16 protein-coding genes are annotated in these 20766 nt (G+C 52.7%); 4 read left to right on the top strand and 12 right to left on the bottom strand.

Going from position 1 to position 20766, the window contains the following annotated elements:
* Positions 1-12: 12 nt before the first annotated feature.
* From A596_RS03195 to A596_RS03145, 11 genes are all read right to left on the bottom strand, one after another.
* The gene (locus A596_RS03195) at positions 13-1290 is read right to left on the bottom strand and encodes a DUF1302 domain-containing protein (RefSeq protein ID WP_039912638.1); all 1278 of its coding nucleotides are present in this window, start codon (positions 1288-1290) and stop codon (positions 13-15) included.
* The gene (locus tag A596_RS03190) at positions 1278-2054 is read right to left on the bottom strand and encodes an SDR family NAD(P)-dependent oxidoreductase (RefSeq protein WP_039912698.1); all 777 of its coding nucleotides are present in this window, start codon (positions 2052-2054) and stop codon (positions 1278-1280) included. Before A596_RS03190 ends, A596_RS03195 begins: the two co-directional genes overlap by 13 nt.
* Positions 2055-2059: 5 nt before the next feature.
* Positions 2060-2824 carry a 3-oxoacyl-ACP reductase family protein gene (locus A596_RS03185; RefSeq protein ID WP_039912637.1) on the bottom strand — a complete coding sequence of 255 codons (765 nt, stop codon included), beginning with the start codon at positions 2822-2824 and terminating at the stop codon, positions 2060-2062.
* Between the two features lie 153 nt (positions 2825-2977).
* Positions 2978-5914 (bottom strand): aminotransferase class III-fold pyridoxal phosphate-dependent enzyme, encoded by a 2937-nt coding sequence (locus tag A596_RS03180; protein WP_052417185.1) that lies wholly within the window; start codon positions 5912-5914, stop codon positions 2978-2980.
* A gap of 5 nt (positions 5915-5919) precedes the next feature.
* Positions 5920-7203 (bottom strand): beta-ketoacyl synthase N-terminal-like domain-containing protein, encoded by a 1284-nt coding sequence (locus tag A596_RS03175; protein WP_039912635.1) that lies wholly within the window; start codon positions 7201-7203, stop codon positions 5920-5922.
* A complete protein-coding gene (locus A596_RS03170; RefSeq protein WP_039912634.1) occupies positions 7187-8473 on the bottom strand; it encodes a beta-ketoacyl-[acyl-carrier-protein] synthase family protein in 1287 nt (428 codons plus the stop codon). Before A596_RS03170 ends, A596_RS03175 begins: the two co-directional genes overlap by 17 nt.
* Entirely contained in the window at positions 8470-9624 is a 1155-nt protein-coding gene (locus A596_RS03165; protein WP_039912632.1) for a beta-ketoacyl synthase N-terminal-like domain-containing protein, read from the bottom strand. Before A596_RS03165 ends, A596_RS03170 begins: the two co-directional genes overlap by 4 nt.
* An 88-nt stretch (positions 9625-9712) precedes the next feature.
* Complete coding sequence (locus tag A596_RS03160) at positions 9713-10987, bottom strand: beta-ketoacyl-[acyl-carrier-protein] synthase family protein (protein ID WP_039912631.1); 1275 nt, start codon at positions 10985-10987, stop codon at positions 9713-9715.
* A 5-nt stretch (positions 10988-10992) separates the two neighbouring features.
* Positions 10993-11562, bottom strand: a complete 570-nt coding sequence (locus A596_RS03155) for an acyl carrier protein (protein ID WP_039912630.1) — start codon at positions 11560-11562, stop codon at positions 10993-10995.
* An 831-nt stretch (positions 11563-12393) separates the two neighbouring features.
* Positions 12394-12891: an FKBP-type peptidyl-prolyl cis-trans isomerase gene (locus A596_RS03150; RefSeq protein ID WP_039912628.1), complete on the bottom strand. Its 498-nt coding sequence runs from the start codon at positions 12889-12891 to the stop codon at positions 12394-12396.
* 160 nt (positions 12892-13051) lie between these two features.
* On the bottom strand, positions 13052-15640 hold the full coding sequence (locus A596_RS03145) for a di-heme oxidoredictase family protein (RefSeq protein WP_039912627.1): 2589 nt from the start codon (positions 15638-15640) through the stop codon (positions 13052-13054).
* Positions 15641-15985: 345 nt separating this feature from the next.
* Here A596_RS03145 and A596_RS03140 point away from each other — a divergent pair, with 345 nt between their 5' ends.
* The 4 genes from A596_RS03140 to fabB all read left to right on the top strand — a co-directional run bounded on the left by A596_RS03140 (position 15986) and on the right by fabB (position 19797).
* The gene (locus A596_RS03140; RefSeq protein ID WP_039912626.1) at positions 15986-16723 is read left to right on the top strand and encodes a 4'-phosphopantetheinyl transferase family protein; all 738 of its coding nucleotides are present in this window, start codon (positions 15986-15988) and stop codon (positions 16721-16723) included.
* A 93-nt stretch (positions 16724-16816) separates the two neighbouring features.
* A complete protein-coding gene (locus A596_RS03135) occupies positions 16817-17779 on the top strand; it encodes a polyprenyl synthetase family protein (protein WP_039912625.1) in 963 nt (320 codons plus the stop codon).
* A 137-nt stretch (positions 17780-17916) separates the two neighbouring features.
* Positions 17917-18441: a 3-hydroxyacyl-[acyl-carrier-protein] dehydratase FabA gene (gene fabA, locus A596_RS03130; protein WP_039912623.1), complete on the top strand. Its 525-nt coding sequence runs from the start codon at positions 17917-17919 to the stop codon at positions 18439-18441.
* Positions 18442-18585: 144 nt separating this feature from the next.
* On the top strand, positions 18586-19797 hold the full coding sequence (gene fabB, locus A596_RS03125) for a beta-ketoacyl-ACP synthase I (RefSeq protein ID WP_039912622.1): 1212 nt from the start codon (positions 18586-18588) through the stop codon (positions 19795-19797).
* A 61-nt stretch (positions 19798-19858) separates the two neighbouring features.
* Here fabB and A596_RS03120 read toward each other — a convergent pair whose 3' ends face one another.
* Positions 19859-20734, bottom strand: a complete 876-nt coding sequence (locus tag A596_RS03120; protein ID WP_039912621.1) for a sugar nucleotide-binding protein — start codon at positions 20732-20734, stop codon at positions 19859-19861.
* Between the last annotated feature and the right edge of the window lie 32 nt (positions 20735-20766).

Below are 20766 nucleotides of genomic sequence, written 5' to 3'. Positions count from 1 at the left end.
CTATTAAAAAAATTAAAAATAACGTTGCACTTTTATCCATACGCGATCTTTATGCGCAAACTGGCCGAAGGTGCCTTGTGCTGGCCCGCTAAAATAATCCGCGCCCAGTGTGTAGGCCCAATAATCGTCTGGCCGCCAGCTGGTGCGAATTTGCAATAATTGATCATTGGACTCGTCGGTAAAACGCGCAATTGCAATACGCGATTCCAGACGGCCGGAAAAACTTTGCCCGGTAGCGGAAAAGGTAACCAGGGGTTGATGTTCTGCGCTGGCAAATTCATTGGTCCAGTTATCGATATAACGATCATTGGCTTGCATCGAGAACAACCAGTCGCGCCAGGAATAATCCAGACCGAGCAATGCATTCACCGTGGTTTCTTCAATTAATCCGCCGTTAATGTCTGCTACATTCAACATATAAACACTGTCGGGAATAACCAGCCACTCTGTGCGCAATACAAAACCGTTCGCTAATGAATATGCAGCCGCTACACCTAAATGCAATTGACGGTGATATTCCGGTTGCAATTCAGCAATGAATTCACCGCTGGCATCAATCGCATATTGCTGGCGATACACCGGGTTGTCATCCCAGGTATGGAAGATGGAAAAATTTATATCCAGCCCGGAAAAACTGCGTGCGATTTGCACACCGGCTTCACCATTATCAACGGTGTGTGCCGGTTTTTTTTCTGGCAACAATGTGAAACTTTGCAAGAGCTCAGGATCTATCGCAATAAATTCATACTCACTGCCAGGTGTCGCCTGATCGTTAGGTTCAAACCAGGGAATATAAAATGTTTGCACCGACCAATCGCCCACATAACCTTCACCTTTGGCCATCCATAACGGTTTGCGGTAATCATTTAAATCCGGCAACACAAAATCGCGGTAATCGAGCGGGTTAACCTGGTCCAGCACACGCAGGTTGTCTGCCTTGCCCCACACCACCTGTTGCATGCCAAGGCTGATATTCCATTGGTTAACATCTTTGGCGATATACAGTTCGCGCCAGTCAGCGCTCCATTCGTAATCGTCGCGCGCCGCTTCGCTGTAATCATTTGCATACGCATGATTCCAGCGCGCACGGCCTTCGCCGACCAACGAAAATGCGTCGCGGTCTTCAGTAAATTTCACTACAAGTTGACCGCCTTGTTCACTCAAATCCGGTTCCGCACCGGCAGTGTGCGCAGCAAGGTTTAACGCTGCATTGCCGCTCACTTCCAATGCTTGCAATTCACAAGCATTGGTAAATAGCGCTAGCGATGTGAATTGGATTAAACGCCGCATGTGAAGCCACCATCGATAGTAAAACTTTGCGCCGTGATGCTGCCCGCACCGGCGGAAGCGATAAACGCAATCAGGTTGGCTACATCATCACTGGGCGTGAGGCGTTTCAGAGGAATTTTCTTTTTGGCAGTGCGCAACATTTGTTCCGGATCTGCGCCAATTTTTTCTGCATTCAATGCAATTTCGCGGCGCAACATCGGTGTATCCACCCAACCGGGTAACACTGCGTTCACGGTAATTTTGCGCGGCGCCAAATCCAGCGCGAGGCTTTTGGTGAAACCCAGTATCCCATGCTTGGAGGTACAATAGGCTGTGTTACGCACATTGCCTGCGCGCCCTAAAATAGAAGACACATTAATAATGCGCCCACCATTAGGCATAAACGCGAGCACTTCAATGCTGGTGTAATAAGTGCCGTGCAAATTTATGCCGAGTACCTTGTGCCAGATTTGACTTTCTTCCGGTTCGTTTTCATCACCGACACCAGCGCTGTTGACCAGAATGTCTATATGCTCCACTTGTTGCAGCAATGGTTTGAGCGATTCATGCAATTTCTGTTGATTGGAAATATCGGCAACGCAAGTAATGATGTAAGTATGTGGATAAGCTTCACGCAATTCTTTTGCAAATTGCCGCAGTAAAGGTTCGGCGATATCCAGCAATATCAATGTGCCTATCTGTTCCTGGCAAAATTGTTTGGCAGTGGCGGCGCCTATTCCAGTGGCGGCGCCGGTAATCAATGCGTTTTTTGTTTGAAAGTTCATAATCATTACGCCATTTTTAAACCGCCGTCGAGGTGCAATACCTCTCCGGTCATGTATTGGTTAGCGGGGCTGGCAAGCCAGCACACCAGGTCTGCAACTTCATCGGCTTCGGCATAACGTTTTAATAACAAACGCGCTTTAATTTCCTCTTCACCCAATTCGCGAATTTGTTCAGACATTTCCGTCACTATCACACCGGGTGCAACTGCATTAACCAAAATATTGCGCGGCGCCAATTCCACCGCCATGGCCTTGGTAAATGCTTCCACACCACCTTTTGCAGCGGCGTAATTGCTTTGCCCTTTGCCGGGTTTGGAGGCAGCGGATGAAGAAAGATTGACGATGCGCCCGTAGCGTTGACGCATCATTTGCATGGCAACGGCCTTGGTGGGATAAATCACGCCGAGCAAATTAGTATTGATGACGGATAGAATATCCTCCGGCTCCAGGCTGACTAATAAATTATCGCGCGTGATACCGGCGTTGTTGACCAATACATCCAGGCGGCCAAATTTATCCAACGCGGCAGCCACCATATTTTCACACGCGGCGTAGCTGGAAACATCAGCGGGAACTAATAATGCCTCGCGGCCCAATTCGCTGATTGCAGCCGCGGTTTGCGCTGCACCGGCTTCGTCGTTGCGATAATTAATTACCACATGACAACCTTGCTGTGCGAGTTGCACGGCGATAGCGCGACCGATACCACGGCTCGCACCGGTTACCAAAGCGATTTGCTCATTTAAATCATTATTACGGATAGCCTTCATACTGAATTCCTTTTGTTTACTACGTGGTGTTTACTACATCGTATCTACTGCATGATGCTTACTGAAATTTTTTACATCAGCCAGCCAATTTACATTCACACTACATCACTTGTTGTTAAAAAAAGTGGCGTTTACTTTTGCGTCGTATTCGAATTAAAGCGAATTACCGGTTTTATAACTTGCCAACGAAAATCCGTGCGCTTTGGCGAGCGTGAGAATTTCGCGTACTTGTTGTTTGGAAATAGCACCGTGCGAATAGTGGCGATTAATACCGGACAAACCAAGCACTGCCGTTTCCGCCATACACGCAAATAATTGCCCGGATTTGAGGAACGCGCGCGCGGTTGGATGCAAGCTTTCACCATTGGGTGTCGCCACTACACCACCTTGTTGGTAAATCACATCGGGGCGTGTAGAGACAATATCGGCGCGCACATTATTGGGCACCGCGATATCGCACACGATCGCGTTCTCCCGGAAATCCTCCGCACCTAAAAACGCTTCAGCAGCATTGGCGGAGCACAACACAATGTGGCCTTGCTTAATTAGATTGAGATCGGTTGATACCGTGATAAAAGGATCTTGTCCATGGTGCTCCACCAATTTCGCGGCGATGGTTTTACCGATATTTTTTTCCGGTGCATTTTTATTTTCAAACCATTCCTGCACAAACGCTTCGGCAATTAATTCTTTTGCCAGGGCGCCCCACTGATGGCGAGGAGTGCTGATAATTTCCTGCCAGGTATCTTCATAAATGCTGTATGCCGTTTGTTGCAAACGGTTGATTGATCCGCTGCGCTCACTGCCAAGCAAAATCAGGTGCGTGGTTTTCTCGCTCAGTAACGACGCATAGGTGGAGGCAATATTGCCCGCAGCGCCGACCACTACAACCGTCATATCACTAATTTTTAATGATTGCCGTGGCACTGCTTGTTTGATCGCTTCCAGCGCCATGCCGATGGTTAATGCATTGCCGGAAGTAAGTGCCATATCCGGAATTTTGAGGGAGGTACAATTGTTGGTAACGATGGAGGTGTACATCCCCAGGCCGGCAATTTCACAACCCTCGGTCTGCGCGGCTTTAATGCGATCTTTAATATCATCGCGAATAATATCCAGGTTGCCTTCACTTAAATAACGCGCCATTTGATGCGAGCTTACGCAGAGTGGATATAAATAAAAATCCACCGCTACACCGAGGGGCGAATGAATGCGCACAGGCGGGAATGGTGCCGTCTTTTTGTTGGGCTCCATGCGTTCTACAAATTGACGCAACTCGTCGCTGCTGAGTGCTTGCAATGATGGATCAACTTCTGCGAGCAATTCCGGGGTAATCAGGTGATTAATGAACGCGACTTTGCGCACCGGGCGCGTCAGGTTCATGCCTGCCGGGGTAGTCACACTGGCGGTGAAATCCTGCTGGAAATTTTCTATGGTGGCGCGCGGTTTTTGACGTGCAGAACCGGTCAATGGAAATGCCAGGTGCAACGAATCTTGCGCAGCAACAATTTGGCATAAACGGGTGAATGCCTGCTCGATATGCTCAATTTGTGCATCGGTTAAAAATAACGATGGTTCCAGGCGTAATACATTCGGTGCGCTGCCCGGTGGCGCAATACGAATACGCTCTTCGTGCAACAGGTAGCCCGCGAGCAAATAACCGAACGAATCGTTGTAGCTGCTACCACGAAACAAAATCGAGCTGGCATTTTTTTGTTCGAAAAATTCTACGCCCAAAAACAGACCGATACCGCGCACATCGCGAATGACTTGCGGGAATTTTTGTTGTACGCGTTCCAGTGCAGCGCGCAATGCTGCGCTACTGGTGCGGATTTTTTCGTAGGCGCCCAAGTCCGGATCATCCAGCATCGCCAATACTTTTAATGCAATACCGGAGGAGAGATCGTCCTCTGCAAAGGTGGAGCTGTGCACCAGACTAAATTCTTTGCGCAAGCGGCTTTTTCTGATCAGGGTTGCAGACACTTTGGCAATACCACCACCGAGGGATTTGGAGAAGGTGTAGTAATCGCCTTTTAAAGGAATTTGGGTGCTAGCCAGGAAACTGCCGCTGCGCCCCATGCCCGATTGGATTTCATCGATAATTAACGGGCAGTCCAATTGGTTGCACACACGGCGTACGCGCCGGGCAAATTCGGCTTCCAATACATTTACGCCACCTTCGCCTTGAATCGGTTCTACAATAAATGCGCTGAAAATAGGCAGTTCGCGTTCAACAATAGCCACCTGGCCGTTGTCAATCGCCAGATCAAAAATAACGACACGTTCCTCCTTGATTACCCGGTCCAACTGCTCCGGATCGCGCGGGGAAATAAAACGTGTATTCAAACCAAAATACTGGAATGGCCTTCTGAAATTTTTGTTGTAGGTTAATTGCACACTGCCAATTAATTTACCGTGGAAGGATTTTTCCAGCACCAGGAAAATCGGGCGTTTCACTAATTGCGTGGCGTTGTGATTGACCAGGCCAACAATTAATTCTTCAAAATTGCGCACATCAAATACGTATTCGCGAATCGATGTGTGGCGATAAATATTTTCCGGAATTTTGGCATCGCCAACGCGAATGGCGCGCTGCACAGTTTCAATATTGAGGGTGACCTCGTCGAGCAAATCTTGCAGCTTGAGTACGCGTTCCAATTCAGCGTGCTTGATCGCCACCTCAATGGCTTCGGCACCACTGTTGGCGAAAGTCACCGCAAACTCGTCATCGTTTTGCAGTTCGCGTTGCATAACCTGATTCAATTTGCGCGCGAGCTCACCTGAACCTTCGCGCAAGGAAAATTGCGCATGCACCGGCACTTGTGCGTCGAGCAAGCGCTTGGTTTCGGCAATAATCTGCGGATGATTATGGCCAAAAATCAGCGAGCCGTAACCGCCGAGTAAATCCAGCACCGGCACTTCGACGTTTTGTGCATCGCGATAAAATAAATAGTCGCCTTGGGCCCGGGTGTAATGGATATCCAGGCCTAAAGTGTTCATCAAGTTGGCTAAATGGGTTTTCACAAACGTTTGATAGAGCGATTTTTGCGGCAACGGTTGTTGCGAATGCGGTGTTTGATAAATGGTCATGGCAATTACCCGATAAAGGACGGCAGGGAGAGGGAAACAGCCGAATGGAAACCGCTGTAACAGCGGCCCAGGCTGAGCACGCGCGCAATGGCTTTGGTGTGCGGTTGGCGATAAACCCAGGGCACCCGTGTTGACGCCGGGCGGGTGAGGTTCGCAATCGCCGGGATTTGCTGGTGCTGCAGCATTTGCAGCGCCAGCAGTAAATCCACCGGGCACGCCGGTACCAAACCGGTAATCGGAGAGGCGCAGGTCACCGGAATTGCCTGACCGTCGACCAGCAGGTGTTCCAACTGCTGGATCTCCTGCTCATCATCATCCTTGCTGCCCAGACCGCGCGCGACTATGGCATCCACCGAATCCAGATCGAGGCCAATACTTTGCAATAAACGATCTGTGCAACGGCGATAGGCCGAGGGATCGCGCTCGAAGCGGGTGGTGTTGCTGATGCCGTCGATAGTTGCCAGCACCGGGGCCGAACGCGCCCGGGCACGGGCGGCGGTTTCCAGTACAAATGCGATAGCGCCTTCGCCGGCAATACCGCCATCGCGCGCTTGATCGAACGGCCGGAATTCGTTGCTCGCACCGGCCGAAGTAAGTTGTTGCGCCTGGAAGAGTTCAGCCAGAGTAAGGGCTTCGTTGTAGCTGCCGGTAAAAATCACCAATGCCACGTCGCTATCGCCACGTTTGAGGCTGATCATGGCGCTCCGCAATGCCGCCAGGGTGGCGCTGGCGTTTTGCACATAGGCACCGCAATCGCCACGCGAACCAAACGCCAGGCTGGCGATGGCGAGCATATTGTTGGACAAGCCTTTAATCGACAGGAATGAATCCATGCCCCGCGCATTGAGGAATTCATGGGTCAGGCCGGGAATATCCAGCTCGCCTTGTTCGTATTGCTGGCGAATCCCGGTCATAAACGATTGTACGGCGGGGTAACAATAGTCGGCCTGGGCGGTGAATACACCAACCCGTTCAGCGTCAACGCTGGCCAGTTCAAGGTTGGCGGATACCAGCGCATCTTTGGTGGCTTTGATGCCCCATTGCGATGCCGCTGTGGCGTAGCGGCGCAGCTTGAACGGTACCGCGTCCAATGCCGCAGCGCTTTGCTGCGTGTTGATATGGCCGAAGCGGGTGATCAGTTCGCTGCGCACCATGTCATCCGCATAGGGAACGGTGGCGCAACGTTGTTCCAGCGCGCGCTGCCAGAGCTCTGCCGGGCTATCGCAACCCGGCAGCAGGCAACCCGCGCCAGTGATGACAACACTGGTGCAATTATCCATGGTATTCATGGGCATCCTCCTTGATGTAGGGCTTAACGATTAACGATGCATTGAGCCCGCCAAAACCGAACGAGTTGGATAAGGCCGCACCGATTTTCATGGGGCGCGCCTGTAGCGGAACATAGTCCAGGTCGCAAGCGGGGTCCGGGTTTTCCAGGTTGAGCGTGGGTGGCGCAATGCCGTCGCGCGCGGCCAGCAACGTCGCAATAAACTCCGGCGCCCCGGCGGCTGCAATCCAATGGCCAATCTGGGATTTGGTCGCACTAACCGCGAGCTTGCGATAGTGGTCACCCGCTGCAAATACGTGTTTGATAGCCATTGTCTCGGCAGGATCATTTAAGGGTGTAGATGTGCCGTGAGCATTGATATAGTCGATATCGCCCGGAGCAATACCTGCATCGCGCAGGGCATTCTCCATGGATTGCGCGGCCCCCCTTCCCTCCGGATGTGGTGCAGTAACGCGGTAGGCATCCATCGAACTGCCAAAGCCGAGCACCTCACCGTAAATAGTGGCATTGCGTGTACGGGCATGGTCCAGGCTTTCCAGTACCACAAAGGCACCGCCTTCAGCGGCGATAAACCCGGAGCGGGCTTCATCGAAGGGACGGCAGAGTTTATCGCCCAGGTCTTCATTCACGGAAGGCGCGCCGAGCAAATGCAAACCGGTGATGGTCATAGGGCTGAGCACTGAATCGGCGCCGCCGGCGATCATGCAATTGATCTCGCCGTTGCGGATCATGCGGAAGCTGCTACCGATGGCGTGGGCTGCACCGGCACAGGCAGTACTGAAGTTTTGGACCGGGCCACGCGCCTTGAACTGACGCGCAATGACCGCAGCCAGTTGGTCGTTGCCGCCACGCAAGGCGGGGTTGAGTTGCGCACGGCGCGCATAGAATGCGTCCCAGCTCGGGCCGGCATCGGTCATCGCCAGCAGCATATCGGCCGTATCGCGCTCGGGAATACCGGAGCCTACGGCGACGCCCAGCCTCAGGTCTTTATCAATCAGACCGGCATCGTGCATGGCGGCATAGGCAGCCATAGCACCGAAGCGGCTGCGGCGTTCCATGGGCGGCAGGGATTCAACCAGGCCGGCAAATGCGGCGGTAAATGCGGCATCGTCAACAGGTGCGGCGTAGCGCACCGGGAAATCGCTAATCGCTCCCGGTTGCCAGGGTACGACTGCCGATTCGCCGGCGAGCAATGCCTTCCAGAAATCGCGCCAATGGAAACCCAGGCGACCAACCACACCCAAACCGGTGACTACAACACGCTGGCTCATAGTGCTTCCTCCCTGGAGATAATGACGACGATATATTGGCCTTCAGGGCCAGCGGCACTGAGGGCAACATGGCGCAAGCTGCGCGAATAGCATTGCAGCGGCTGGCGCGAATCGCCTTCCAGCAGCATTTGCTGTTGCACACCCGCCAGCGCCAGGTTGAGGTTTAGCAGTGGGTTGGCGGCACCGGCGTAACCCAGAAATGCTTCGCTGAATAAAAACGGTAATGATGCGCAGGCGCCCGCCAATACCAGGGCAGCGCTTTCCACCAGGTCATCTTCGCCGGCGATAAACCAGTCCAGATCGCTAACCGTTAACCCCGCGTTGCCCAATGCCTGTTGCAACAGGGCGGCACGCTGACTGATCGCCTGGGCCGGGTCCGCAATAAAACCGCGCGCGAAACCGCTCACACTGGTCGCCCGGGGTTGCGCACCGACCACGGCAAAGGCCGATGCCTCGGCGGGAATACGGGTGGCTTTTTGGTCCCATCCCCAATAGTTGTATTGCACCAGCAATTGCGGGTTGATCTTGGGGCTGACTGCACCGACCAATGCCAAGTGGTTTTCGCCATTGCGGATAGACTCCACCGCATCGATCAATGCCTGGAACGCCGCATCGGCAAAGGGCGAATACGCCCCCATCGCACCCATCAACCCAAAGCGGGCAGAAATGTGCGCACAGGTATTGCTGTTAAGCGTGGATAGCCCGAAGAACGCGGGAATTTCGCGCAGCAGGAATTCGGTGGAATTCAGCTCGGCGGGTTGCGCCGGTTGTGCGGATTCTTCATGCAAGGTTTCCAGCAAGGTCCACGGCGGCACTGATTCATCCACCGTAGGGATGGCGAGGTAGAGCCCACGCCGCGCCGGACTAATATGCTTGTCCTGCAAACTCGCACGGGCATCCGCCGACAGGCAAGCGCCATAAAGCGCCAGCTTGGCCTGCTTTTCCATCGTGCGCAGGACTTTGCGGTCCACCCCCAGTTCCAGTGCACCCGGTTCCGGTGTGGCGTATACCTCCGGCCAGGGCCAGGTATCGTAGGCGGGACAAGGCAAAGGCTCTTTGGGAACGGTGCCATCCACCAGGGATTGCCAGAGCAAATCCACCCGTGTAGCCGCTGCACAAACCACAGCGCCCGGTTCAATAAATACTTTCACGTTCAATCTTCCTTTTTACGACTGCATGATCCTTATGGTTCATGGCTTATTGATAAACGTCAGGTGGCACTATTCAGGCACCACCCGGTCAGGCAGCACTGAGCACCAGCGCTGAATTCTCTCCACCAAAACCGAAGGAATTGGATAGCACATGGCGAAGCGGCGCCGGTGTTGCTTGCCGCACCACCTGGATGTCCGCCGTGTCATCATCCGGTTCCTGGTAATTTAATGTTGGCAACAGCAATTGGTGTTGCAGTGACAAGATCGACATGGCCGCTTCTATCGCGCCGCTCGCCGCCAGCGAATGACCAATGGCCGATTTATTCGAGGTGACCGGGATCTTCGCGGTACGCTCTGCAAACAGTTTTTTAATCGCCAGGCTTTCACAACTGTCGTTCTGTTCGGTGGAAGTGCCGTGGGCGTTGATATGGTCGATATCGTCCAGTGCCAAACCTGCATCCCTGATTGCCGCCTGCATACACCGGGCGTAATCGGAGCCGTCGCGCGGGCTGGAGGTAATCCGCCAGGCTTCGGTTTGTTTGGCAAAACCGCTGATGTAACCCAGTATCACGGCGCCGCGCGCCCGGGCATGGGCTTCGGATTCCAGCACCAGGAAAGCGCTGCCATCCCCCATGACAAAACCGCTACGCGCCTTATCGAATGGCCGACTGATTTCACCGGGATTAACTAACCCCTGTGGTGCCAGCGCACCTAATACCGAGAATGACAACATAGGCATGTAGTTGCACATGGTTTCCGCTGCACCGGCGAGGGCTACATCCAATTCACCGCTGGCGATGTAACGATAAGCGGTGCCGATGGAGATACCACCTGCAGCACAGGCATCGCCGGGGGTCATCACCACATCGTCAAAACCGTAGCGTTCTGCCAGCGCCAGCGCGCCCATGTCCTGGCGTTTGTGGAAATAGGCCAAGGGATCATGGCGCTCCAGTTCCAGGTATAAATCCAGGTTCAGAGTATCGGTGTGGGGATCGAGGTGCTGCGCCAGCACCAGCAGATCTTCCGCTTCCATGGACTGCTTATTACACGCGGCGAAGAGTCCTTTTCGCACAACGGTCGCCAGATCCAGGCCGGCATTGGCGACGGCCTGGTCGGCCGCGTGCAACGCCAGTAATGCGGGCGGGCCGCAACGCGACGCAACCGCGCCATAACGCGCCGCTAACCCGGCCAATACCGCCTCATCCACATACGAACAGGCCGCATTGGCAACACCGTAAGCCGCCAACCCCGGATGCACGCGCACAGATGACTGCAAGGTTTTAATGCGTTCAAACAATGCCGGAGCCGACATTGCCTGGCCGCAAATAAGTCCCATCCCTGTTACTACCACCCGCTGTTCCATGATGGTTACACCGCCTCTGCCAAGGTGAACTCGAGGTATTTACGCAGGCCTTGCTCTTCTGCCTCATCGCCATGCAAGGGGCGCACAGGTGTGCTGCATTGCTCGCACACCAGCTTCCCTTGCGGTGAAAGGCGCGCATGGGTATGGCCACAATCCGGGCACGACGCAGGCAAGTATTGGCTGAAGAGGTTGTGGCACAAACTGGCGATATTAACGACGCGCGTTGAGTTGAAAATATCGCTGATGCTCGCACCGGTTTTTAAATGGGTGTAATGGGATAAACACTGTTTTAACAGCTCGACACCATCATTAGTCAGGCCGGTTTTGGAACTGTAAAACAATTCGGGACTGCCACTGATTTTACCGGCTTGCAAGAGCGCGCCTTTTTTGGGGAGCACGAAATTAAATCTTTTTTCCAGGTTTGCATTGAACTCGACAAAGTCCAGTGATTCCGCACCCAGGTCATTGACCATTTCACTGTCAGGGGAAATTTCATCCGGTTCAAGGCCGAGAACATCCGCTAACATTTGTGTGATTTCGGTTAAAAAATATTCGTGAGTCATTGGGTTTTTCATCTTAATTTCCTTTAAATAATTGCACTGTTTAAAATAAATTCACTGCTTAGACAGTGGCCTAATGCCGTAACCATGAACACAATGTTCAACTTTCCAACTACACCGAACACGCACAGATCATCGCACCGAAATGCGAATCGAATCAGCGTCGGCAGCGAAAAACTGCCAACACATCAAGCGATAGTTTGTATCGAAATCGCCACGGGATATTCAGGAAAACAGATAAAGGACCAGCACAATTTTTCCAGCAGAAAAATTTGCTGCAGTAAGAGAGGGTTATTGCCAATAGCCCCATGCCATGAAGATGACAATAGACACTATTAACAAAACAAGGAATGTAACCTTGGTTCACGTTGCTTTCCCCAATCCTTTTAAATCAACATTTTCCTATCTAAAAATCTTTAGCATTCGTTACGCCAATCCACATTTTCTTGCGGAGGCGCATCCTGGCGATTAAGACTTCCAATAACAATTCATTAAAAAATAATTCAATGTGCTGTAATGAATCCAATCGATGCTGCTATTTTTTCAGCACCTTGAGCAAAACAAAAATCAACATTTTATTTGCGCATGCGTTAATAAAACGCTTCTGGACCAATGAGCTCAGTGAAAAATATTATCACAGAAATTTTTGAAATTTTGTTAAAAAATGTGTGACAAATATGTAAAAAAATCACATCAACATAAAGAATATTGTGCCAAGCAACATAAAAGAATGGAGTTTTGAATTAACAAATTGTTTTATATAAAAACAATTTGTATAAAAAAAGCCCGCACTATTTTTGTGCGGGCTTTTTTCGGAGTGTTTGTGGTTTGCGCAACAACACACCATTAATCGTGGTGATGGCCACCGGCACCATGAGCGTGGCCGTGCGCCAATTCTTCTTCCGATGCGTCGCGCACATCAACTACTTCCAATTCAAACTCCAGGTTTTTACCCGCCAATGGATGGTTGCTATCGATATCCACATTGAACTTACCGACTTTCAACACGATTGCTTCCCATGGTCCCTGTTGGGTGTTTACAGCGACTTTAACGCCAGGTTTTAATTTGTTTTTGATTTTTTCGTGGTCGAGCAAATGTTTAATCGGGATACGTTGCACCGCACCTTCCTTACGTTCGCCATAACCTTGTTCAGGGGTAACGCTAACGGTCACTTTATCACCCTTGGCTTTACCCTCCAGCGCGCTTTCCAACACCGGTAGCAAGTTGTTGTGGCCATGGAGATACAGGGTTGGATCTGCATCGTAAGAGGTTTCCAATTGCTCACCACCGGTTTCGTTCAGGCGGTAATGAAAGCTGACAACTTTGTCGGCAGAGATTTGCATGATGGCTCCAGGAATAGATTCGTTTTTTTTGAGGGCGCGGATTGTCGCTGATTTATTGGGCGGGCGCAAAGCTTGTCTGACGGGAGTACGCATCTATAGTGCAAGAGTGAACAACATTAAAAAGCCCGCCGAAGCGGGCCAAAGGGGAGACAACAAACACTTATAGGGAGTTGAGGAATGCTTTTAACGCCGTACGATCGGCCACGGACAGGGCTTCATATTTCAAACGGCTGTTAGTGGCTTCGCCGCCGTGCCACAGGATTGCCTCATCCAGTGAGTGCGCGCGGCCATCGTGCAGGTAGCGAACACTGGCTTCATTGCCAGCCGAAGTTCCGCTTTGCACATACTTCAGGCTACCCAATCCCCACAAAGGCGCGGTACGCCACATAGTTGCCGGAGCGCCGTCTTGCGGCAGGGAATCCGCCAGGTCAGAGCCCATGTCATGCAGCAACAGATCGGTGTACGGGCGAATAGTCTGGTTGCGCAATTCGGCGAAGGGATGGGTATCGCCAGTAACCAGCGTCGCTTTATGGCAGGCCACACAGTTGGCATTTTCAAACACGGTTTTGCCCCGGGCGATGTGCTCCCGGTTTACATCGTGCTCCACCGATACGCGCATACCTGCCGGATAACCACTGCGGTAACTGCGTTGCGCCGGCACTCCGAGCAATTGCAAATAGTTGGTCAATCGGGTCAACTCCAACTCGGATATATGGGTGGTAACGCCGGTTTGATGGCAATTGGTTTCAGTCTTCTGGCAAGAGCGAACGGGATATACCGGTGAGGTCACCCCCAGATCCTGCACAAAAGCTTCAGCCGCTTGATGGCGCACACTCACCTTTGCTGCTTTCCAGCCAAAACGGCCCAATTGGGTCGCGCCGGTTTCAGGGTTTTTCACGAAGTTGGCTTTACCGCGTACACCATCGCCATCGGCATCGTTGGCATCCACATTGGCGAGAATGGTTTCTTCCGGAATCGCTTCCAGCAAACCTGCACCAATCACTTGCGGTGCCTGCCGCACTGAATACAACTGCGGCACGGGCCCGGTGAATTCATATACCGGTTTGTGCATATCCACGCGTGTCCCATCACTGAGGAAGCGCGGGGTTACATCGTAGCGCTGCAGTTTCACCGTATTGTTTACCGCACCTTTTTGCAGGACGTTAAAGCCGTAGGCTGGATCGGGCAGGTTGCCCGGCGCGCCCGTTAATACTGACAGCGTATCCAGCGCCTCACCGGCAACAGCGGCTTTACTGCGCCCGTTCAATTGGTGGCAGGCGATACAACGCACATCGTTATAGTTACTGCCCAATTGATTCACGTGCTCGGAAAAAACAGGGTTCTGCGCCGGGAATTCCGAATGCTGGCCATTCGCAAACGATGTGTGGAACAAACGGCGGCCTTTAAGGAAACGATCGGTATTGCGAATACCGATATTGTTCGCCATTTGCTGGAACACGCGATAAGGCTCTTCGGAATAGTTGTAGGACACACTGGTCTCACCACCGAGCAAGGCATCCTCTGGCACTGGTGCTGAATCCAGGTTTGGCGCTACGCCGTACCAGGGACGCACGCCCTCGCCCACCACATAAAGCTGCTCGAAGGAGTAGTAACGGGAACCGCCGCCATCAGCGCGCGCACGGTTATCGGATTCGCTCATCTCCACCAGGCGCGGTGCCGGCGCCAGTTCGATACGGTCCCCCATTACCAACGGGCGATGCGGATCTTTACCGGTATTCCAATAGGAATCGACGTCCATATAACAATCTTCATTGCCGCCATCGAAGCAGCGCGGCAAGTTGCCTTCTTTCAGGTTGTTGAAACCGTAGTTCAGTGCCCAGCCAAATTCCGTCACGGTGGGATCGCTGGAATTGCGGAACACGCTGAAGGTAGTGCCGAAGAAAGTGCCTTCGTTAATCAGCATGGTGATGCGGATATTTTTTCCACCCGCCGGAATGGTATCGCGCACTTTCAAACCGAAAGAGCGATTCTGGAAATAAAACGGTGGATAGGTGAAGTAACGCCCGTCCGCTTCATTGGGCGATAACCAGGCTTCGCCGCGTTCGCGCGCATGGCGTTCAGTAGAGCGCATACCGATCAGGGTCACCAGCGTTCCATCCGCTTCGCGATACTGGATTTGTTCAGTGACCTGGGTGCCTTCGGGAAACAATGGCACGTATCCCACTGGCACTGCGCGACTGGATGAAGATGAACTCAACGTCGATGACCGTGACGATGAAGAACTGTTGCTCGCATTAGTTCCACTGCCAAATACCTTCAGTTCAAAAATCGAATAGCCCCAGGCATTGCCCGGTGCCGGTTTCGTCGCATTGATACGCACGTAACGGTAGCTGCCACTCACAGCAAAGGTATCGGTACGGTTGCCAAAGGTGCCGCCAGTCTTTTGCGCGAGGCTGGTCCAGGTCGAATTATTGTTGGAGCCCTGCACCTGGTAAATCTCCGGATTGGCAGCTTCCCAATCCACAACTACCTGGCTCAGATTGGAGGCGCTGCCGAGATCCACTGTAATCCAGCTCGGGCTAACACCGTGGGCGGATTCCCAGCGGCTGTAGCCGGAGCCATCGACGGCATCTTTTGCGGCGCGCAGTTCGCTGCTGGCAGACACCGGTTTGTTTAATGCGAGATTCGTTTGTGCCAGTGCAGTAGTGGTCAAAGGCAGGGTACAAGCGAATGCAGCCCCCGCCATTAACAGGCGCTGCAACGCCCGCATCGGGTTGATAATTAACATGGGGATTTTGCCTCTCTGTCTATTGTTATTCGAGCGATTGATATACCCACCTGCACGACAGCAGGTGAAGCTAAACAACCGGACTAGTGTGGAAGCAAAAAAATAAATAGCGTTCGCACAAACGGTGCGAACGAAAATTTTGGCGTTCGGCTAACGCGTGCCAGCCAAACCTGGCATCAAAAAACCAAGGCTTTTCACCACGAACCATGCAATTTGCGCGGTTGCTCACAACGCCAAAAAGTGCGACTCACATGAAGGATGCACAGGCATTTTTTTTGCGTGCATCAATGTATTCATGAATAAAGGAGGATTGCGTATCATGGGCGCCCTACATAAGGATCCCTCATGCAACCTTTACCTGAACTCCAACGCTCACCACAATTATTACAATCAGGACACGTCCACTTGTGGCTATTGGATGTACGCCAATTCAACGATGCCCTGGCTGAGCAAGCATTCTTATTAATGAGTAGCGATGAACGCGAACGCGCGCAAAAATTTATCCGCGGCAAAGATGAATACATCGCCAGCCGCTGGTTGTTGCGTAAAGTGCTGGGGCAGTATCTACGGCAGGCGCCGGCATCACTGGTGTTTAGCCGCGGCGAAAAAGGCAAACCTTACATCGCCAATATTTCGATCAGGTTCAATTTAAGCCATAGCGCCAATTGGGCAGTGCTCGCGCTGGCACAAGATATGGAATTGGGTGTGGATATTGAGCAAATCCGCACTTCGCGCGACTTGTTGGGTATCGCTGAAAATTACTATCACCCGGATGAATTTACGCAGCTGCGCCAGCGGCAGGGCGATGACCAGTTTCACTTTTTTTACCAGCTATGGACATTGAAAGAAGCGCTCCTGAAAGCGATGGGAGTGGGTATTTCTGCCGGGCTGGAAAACCTCAATTTTAATGTACAGAATGGGATATCTGTCAGCCTGTCGCCCGGATTGCGGGCACAATCGGTCACAGATAAATGGCAGTTTCATCAATGGCAACTACCCGATGACAGTTATTGCGCGCTCGCCGCTGCCAGTGGGGATCTACCGCAAACTTACTGGTTCGATCCACTGCAAGCGCTGGCCTGACCAGGAAGCCTGCACACGCTTTTTACTTGACTCTCAGGTCTCCACTGCTAGCATGGCCGCCATTATCACACCTCCGATAAATAAGAAGATTCCATGCTGCCATTCCATGAGGCGGTGAAAGACGATTTCACTGCGGTTAACCAACTGATTATCGACAAACTCCATTCCGACGTGGGCCTGGTAGAAAATATCGGCCATTACCTGGTGGAAGCTGGCGGCAAACGCCTGCGCCCCTTGCTGGTATTGCTCACAGCTAACGCGCTGGGCTACCAGGGCAAGGATCACTTGTCGCTGGCAGCGATTATTGAATTTATCCATACCGCCACCCTGTTGCACGACGATGTCGTTGATGTCTCCAGCTTGCGGCGTGGCCGCCCCACCGCCAATGCCCAATGGGGCAATGCACCCAGTGTGCTTGTGGGTGACTTCCTCTATTCGCGCGCCTTCCAGATGATGGTGGGCATCGGCAATATGGATGTTATGGCAATCCTCAGCGATACCACCAATGTGATCGCCGAAGGTGAAGTGCAACAATTGGTGAACGCCAAAGATCCCAACGTAAACGAGGAAAACTACTTCCGCGTGATCGACAAGAAAACCGCCATCCTCTTCGCTGCCGCTTGTGAAGTGGCAGCCGTCGCTTGCGGCGCAACTGACGCACAACGTAAAGCACTTGGCATTTATGGTCGTAAAGTGGGCGTTGCATTCCAATTAGTGGACGATGCGCTGGATTACACCGGCGATGCCGCAACCCTCGGGAAAAACGTGGGTGACGACCTGGCTGAAGGCAAGCCCACATTGCCGTTGATCCATGCCATGCGCACGGGCACGCCCGAGCAAGCGGACCTGATTGCAACCGCCATTCGCAATGGCGACGCCAGCAAACTCCCGGCGATCCTGGAAATTGTCCAGGCCACTGGCGGCATGACCTACACGCTGGATTGCGCCAGGCAACAAGTGCGAGACGCGCTTGCACAACTCGCACAACTGCCGGATAACCGCTTCACCCAAGCCATGAAACAACTGGCTGAATTCTCGCTGGCGCGCAGTTTCTAGCCATCAAATCCATCTTCCACAGGCGGTGGCTGGCATCGCCTTAACTGGACAACTGGGCCACAGCGGTTAGAATGGCGCACTTTGCGCGGGACCTGCAATTTCCGGCCCGCCCAGCTAACATCGAATGAGTAAATTCCATGACCAATTTTGAACCCAAAAGCTCCTACAGCCGCGAAGACCTGCTCCTGTGTGGCGACGGCAAATTGTTTGGCCCGGGCAATGCACAACTACCGAAACCCAACATGCTGATGCTGGATCGCGTAGTGCACATCAGCCAAACCGGCGGTGAATTTGGTAAGGGCGAGATCGTGGCTGAACTGGATATCAGCCCGGACTTGTGGTTCTTCGAATGCCATTTCCCGGGCGACCCGGTGATGCCCGGTTGTTTGGGATTGGACGCCATGTGGCAGCTGGTAGGCTTCTTCCTCGGCTGGAAAGGCAATCCCGGTCGTGGTCGCGCGCTAGGTTGTGGCGAGGTGAAATTCACGGGCCAAATCCTGCCTACGGCGAAGAAAATCACCTATCACATTAATTTAAAACGCGTCATTGAACGCAAGCTCATCATGGGTATTGCCGACGGACGCGTTTCCTGCGATGGCAAAGACATCTATTTTGCCCACGACCTGCGCGTCGGCCTGTTCCAGAATACCGACAGCTTCTAAGCTTTATAAAATAATGATAGACGGTGAGCGCATACGCTCCTGTGGCATAATACTCACCGTTTTATAACCCCGTCAGATAATTACGCCAGAGTTCTGTTCAAACCTGCTGTTCAGGCGCTGTAGCAAAAAAGTAAGAGGTAGCCTATGAAACGCGTTGTTGTAACCGGTATGGGAATCGTGTCCTGCCTGGGCAATGATAAGAATGCCGTGTTGGATGCATTGCGCGCTGGCCGTTCCGGTATCAAATTTCAGGAAGCCTATAAAGAGATGGGGTTTCGCAGCCACGTGGCTGGCTCCATTGATATCAATCTATCCGACCTGATTGACCGCAAGGTACTGCGGTTCATGGGCGATGCAGCAGCCTATGCCTATCTTTCCATGCAACAAGCGATTGCCGACTCAGGCCTGAGCGAAGAACAAGTTTCCAGCGAGCGCACAGGTATCATCATGGGCTCCGGGGGCGCATCATCCAAGAATCTGGTTGAAGCTGCCGATATCCTGCGTGAAAAAGGGTTAAAACGTGTTGGCCCTTACCGTGTAACACAAACGATGGGCAGCACCACCTCGGCATGCCTGGCGACCCCGTTCAAAATCAAAGGCGTTAACTACTCAATCTCCTCCGCCTGTGCTACCAGCGCCCATTGCGTTGGCAATGCGATGGAGCTGATCCAGCTCGGCAAGCAAGATATCGTCTTTGCCGGCGGCGGCGAAGAAGAACACTGGACCCTGACCGCGCTGTTTGATGCGATGGGCGCGCTCTCTACCAAATATAACGAAACACCGGAACAAGCTTCACGCGCCTATGATGCCAACCGCGACGGTTTCGTCATCGCTGGCGGCGGCGGTTGCCTGATACTGGAAGAATACGAACACGCCAAAGCACGCGGCGCAAAAATCTATGCTGAAGTCATCGGCTACGGTGCGACCTCCGATGGTTACGATATGGTCGCTCCATCCGGCGAAGGTGCTGTACGCTGCATGAAGCAAGCACTGGCAACCGTGCAAGGCGAGATTGACTACATCAATTCCCATGGCACCTCAACACCGGTAGGCGACCTGGCTGAACTCAAGGCGATCAAAGAAACCTTTGGCGACAAGATTCCCGCTATCAGTTCTACCAAATCCCTCACCGGCCACAGCCTGGGTGCAACCGGTGTACAAGAAGCGATTTACAGCTTGTTGATGATGGAAAATGATTTTATCTGCGCGTCTGCCAACATCGAAACACTCGATGCCGAAGCGCAAGGTATGCCCATCGCCCTGCAACGCCAGGACAACGTGAAACTGACGCGGGTAATGTCCAACAGCTTTGGCTTTGGCGGCACCAACGCGACCCTGGTGTTCCAAAAGGTATAATTCACCAACACAAAAAAGCCGCTGGTTTCCAGCAGCTTTTTTGTTTTTTGAAACGCGTCAGTCAGGGTCGCCTGGTTTGTTCGCGGTTATGCAGCCATTGCTTTACCAGCGGTAACAAGCTCGGGCGCCAGGAGCGCGCCTGAACCCCGAAATAATCACGCACACGGCGACAACCGAGAATCGCACTCAGAGGCTCGTGCTCCGGTTCTTCATCCACCAGTGTCAGGCTGGGCTCTGCGGTCAATAATTGCTGCTGGATAAGCAATTGCAGCAACTGCTCGGCAAATTCGTCTTCGGTACAAGAATCCCCGCTGCAATAATGCATGATCCCCCAGTTTTCAGCGCCACTGCTAATTTGCTTGATCAGTGCAACAGCAACCCGCGCAGCATCTGACAGTGCCGTCGGCGCACCGCGCATACGGCGATTGACACTGACCGACGCCCCCGCCAGGTATGCGCTGAGCAGGCGGGTGAGGAGGTTGTCGCCAAAGGCACCTATTACCCAACTGAGGCGCAAAATAATGTGCCGGGGTACTTCGGCCACCAATTGCTCGGTCGCCATAAACGCACTACCGGTATCACTCACGGGGGCCGGGGTATCTTTTTCACTGTGCGTCCCTTTCGGATCGGCACCAAATACGCTGTAACTGGAAAAATGGATCAGCGGAATGTCCGCCGCTGCACAATAAGTCGATAATAATTGCGCCGCCTGTAGCAATGGCCCCTGGCCGCCAGCGTGATACGCCTCTTCCCAGCCACGGCAGTTAAGCACCAGGTCTATTTTGTGATTTTCCATATAGCGGGCAAGGCTCGCAGGAGATGACCAATCCACGTCAGCCCCCGGCACCAGCATTTTGAATGGTTCGCGCTCAAGCTCATGCTCAAGGGATTTGCCCAAAGGAGAAATTACATCCGTTAACAACAAGGTAAATGACATGCTGATCGACTAACCCTTAAAATTTTCCTGCA

It is taken from the genome of Cellvibrio mixtus subsp. mixtus J3-8, assembly GCF_000766945.1.
Lineage (GTDB): Bacteria > Pseudomonadota > Gammaproteobacteria > Pseudomonadales > Cellvibrionaceae > Cellvibrio > Cellvibrio mixtus_A.
This window is presented reverse-complemented; position numbering and strand designations above follow the sequence as displayed.

Bases quoted from the DNA above. Each gene is read 5' to 3' on its own strand.
- A596_RS03195 (WP_039912638.1), bottom strand. From the start codon at position 1,290: ATGCGGCGTTTAATCCAATTCACATCGCTAGCGCTATTTACCAATGCT.
- A596_RS03190 (WP_039912698.1), bottom strand. From the start codon at position 2,054: ATGAACTTTCAAACAAAAAACGCATTGATTACCGGCGCCGCCACTGGA.
- A596_RS03185 (WP_039912637.1), bottom strand. From the start codon at position 2,824: ATGAAGGCTATCCGTAATAATGATTTAAATGAGCAAATCGCTTTGGTA.
- A596_RS03180 (WP_052417185.1), bottom strand. From the start codon at position 5,914: ATGACCATTTATCAAACACCGCATTCGCAACAACCGTTGCCGCAAAAA.
- A596_RS03175 (WP_039912635.1), bottom strand. From the start codon at position 7,203: ATGAATACCATGGATAATTGCACCAGTGTTGTCATCACTGGCGCGGGT.
- A596_RS03170 (WP_039912634.1), bottom strand. From the start codon at position 8,473: ATGAGCCAGCGTGTTGTAGTCACCGGTTTGGGTGTGGTTGGTCGCCTG.
- A596_RS03160 (WP_039912631.1), bottom strand. From the start codon at position 10,987: ATGGAACAGCGGGTGGTAGTAACAGGGATGGGACTTATTTGCGGCCAG.
- A596_RS03155 (WP_039912630.1), bottom strand. From the start codon at position 11,562: ATGAAAAACCCAATGACTCACGAATATTTTTTAACCGAAATCACACAA.
- A596_RS03150 (WP_039912628.1), bottom strand. From the start codon at position 12,891: ATGCAAATCTCTGCCGACAAAGTTGTCAGCTTTCATTACCGCCTGAAC.
- A596_RS03145 (WP_039912627.1), bottom strand. From the start codon at position 15,640: ATGTTAATTATCAACCCGATGCGGGCGTTGCAGCGCCTGTTAATGGCG.
- A596_RS03140 (WP_039912626.1), top strand. From the start codon at position 15,986: ATGCAACCTTTACCTGAACTCCAACGCTCACCACAATTATTACAATCA.
- A596_RS03135 (WP_039912625.1), top strand. From the start codon at position 16,817: ATGCTGCCATTCCATGAGGCGGTGAAAGACGATTTCACTGCGGTTAAC.
- fabA (WP_039912623.1), top strand. From the start codon at position 17,917: ATGACCAATTTTGAACCCAAAAGCTCCTACAGCCGCGAAGACCTGCTC.
- fabB (WP_039912622.1), top strand. From the start codon at position 18,586: ATGAAACGCGTTGTTGTAACCGGTATGGGAATCGTGTCCTGCCTGGGC.
- A596_RS03120 (WP_039912621.1), bottom strand. From the start codon at position 20,734: ATGTCATTTACCTTGTTGTTAACGGATGTAATTTCTCCTTTGGGCAAA.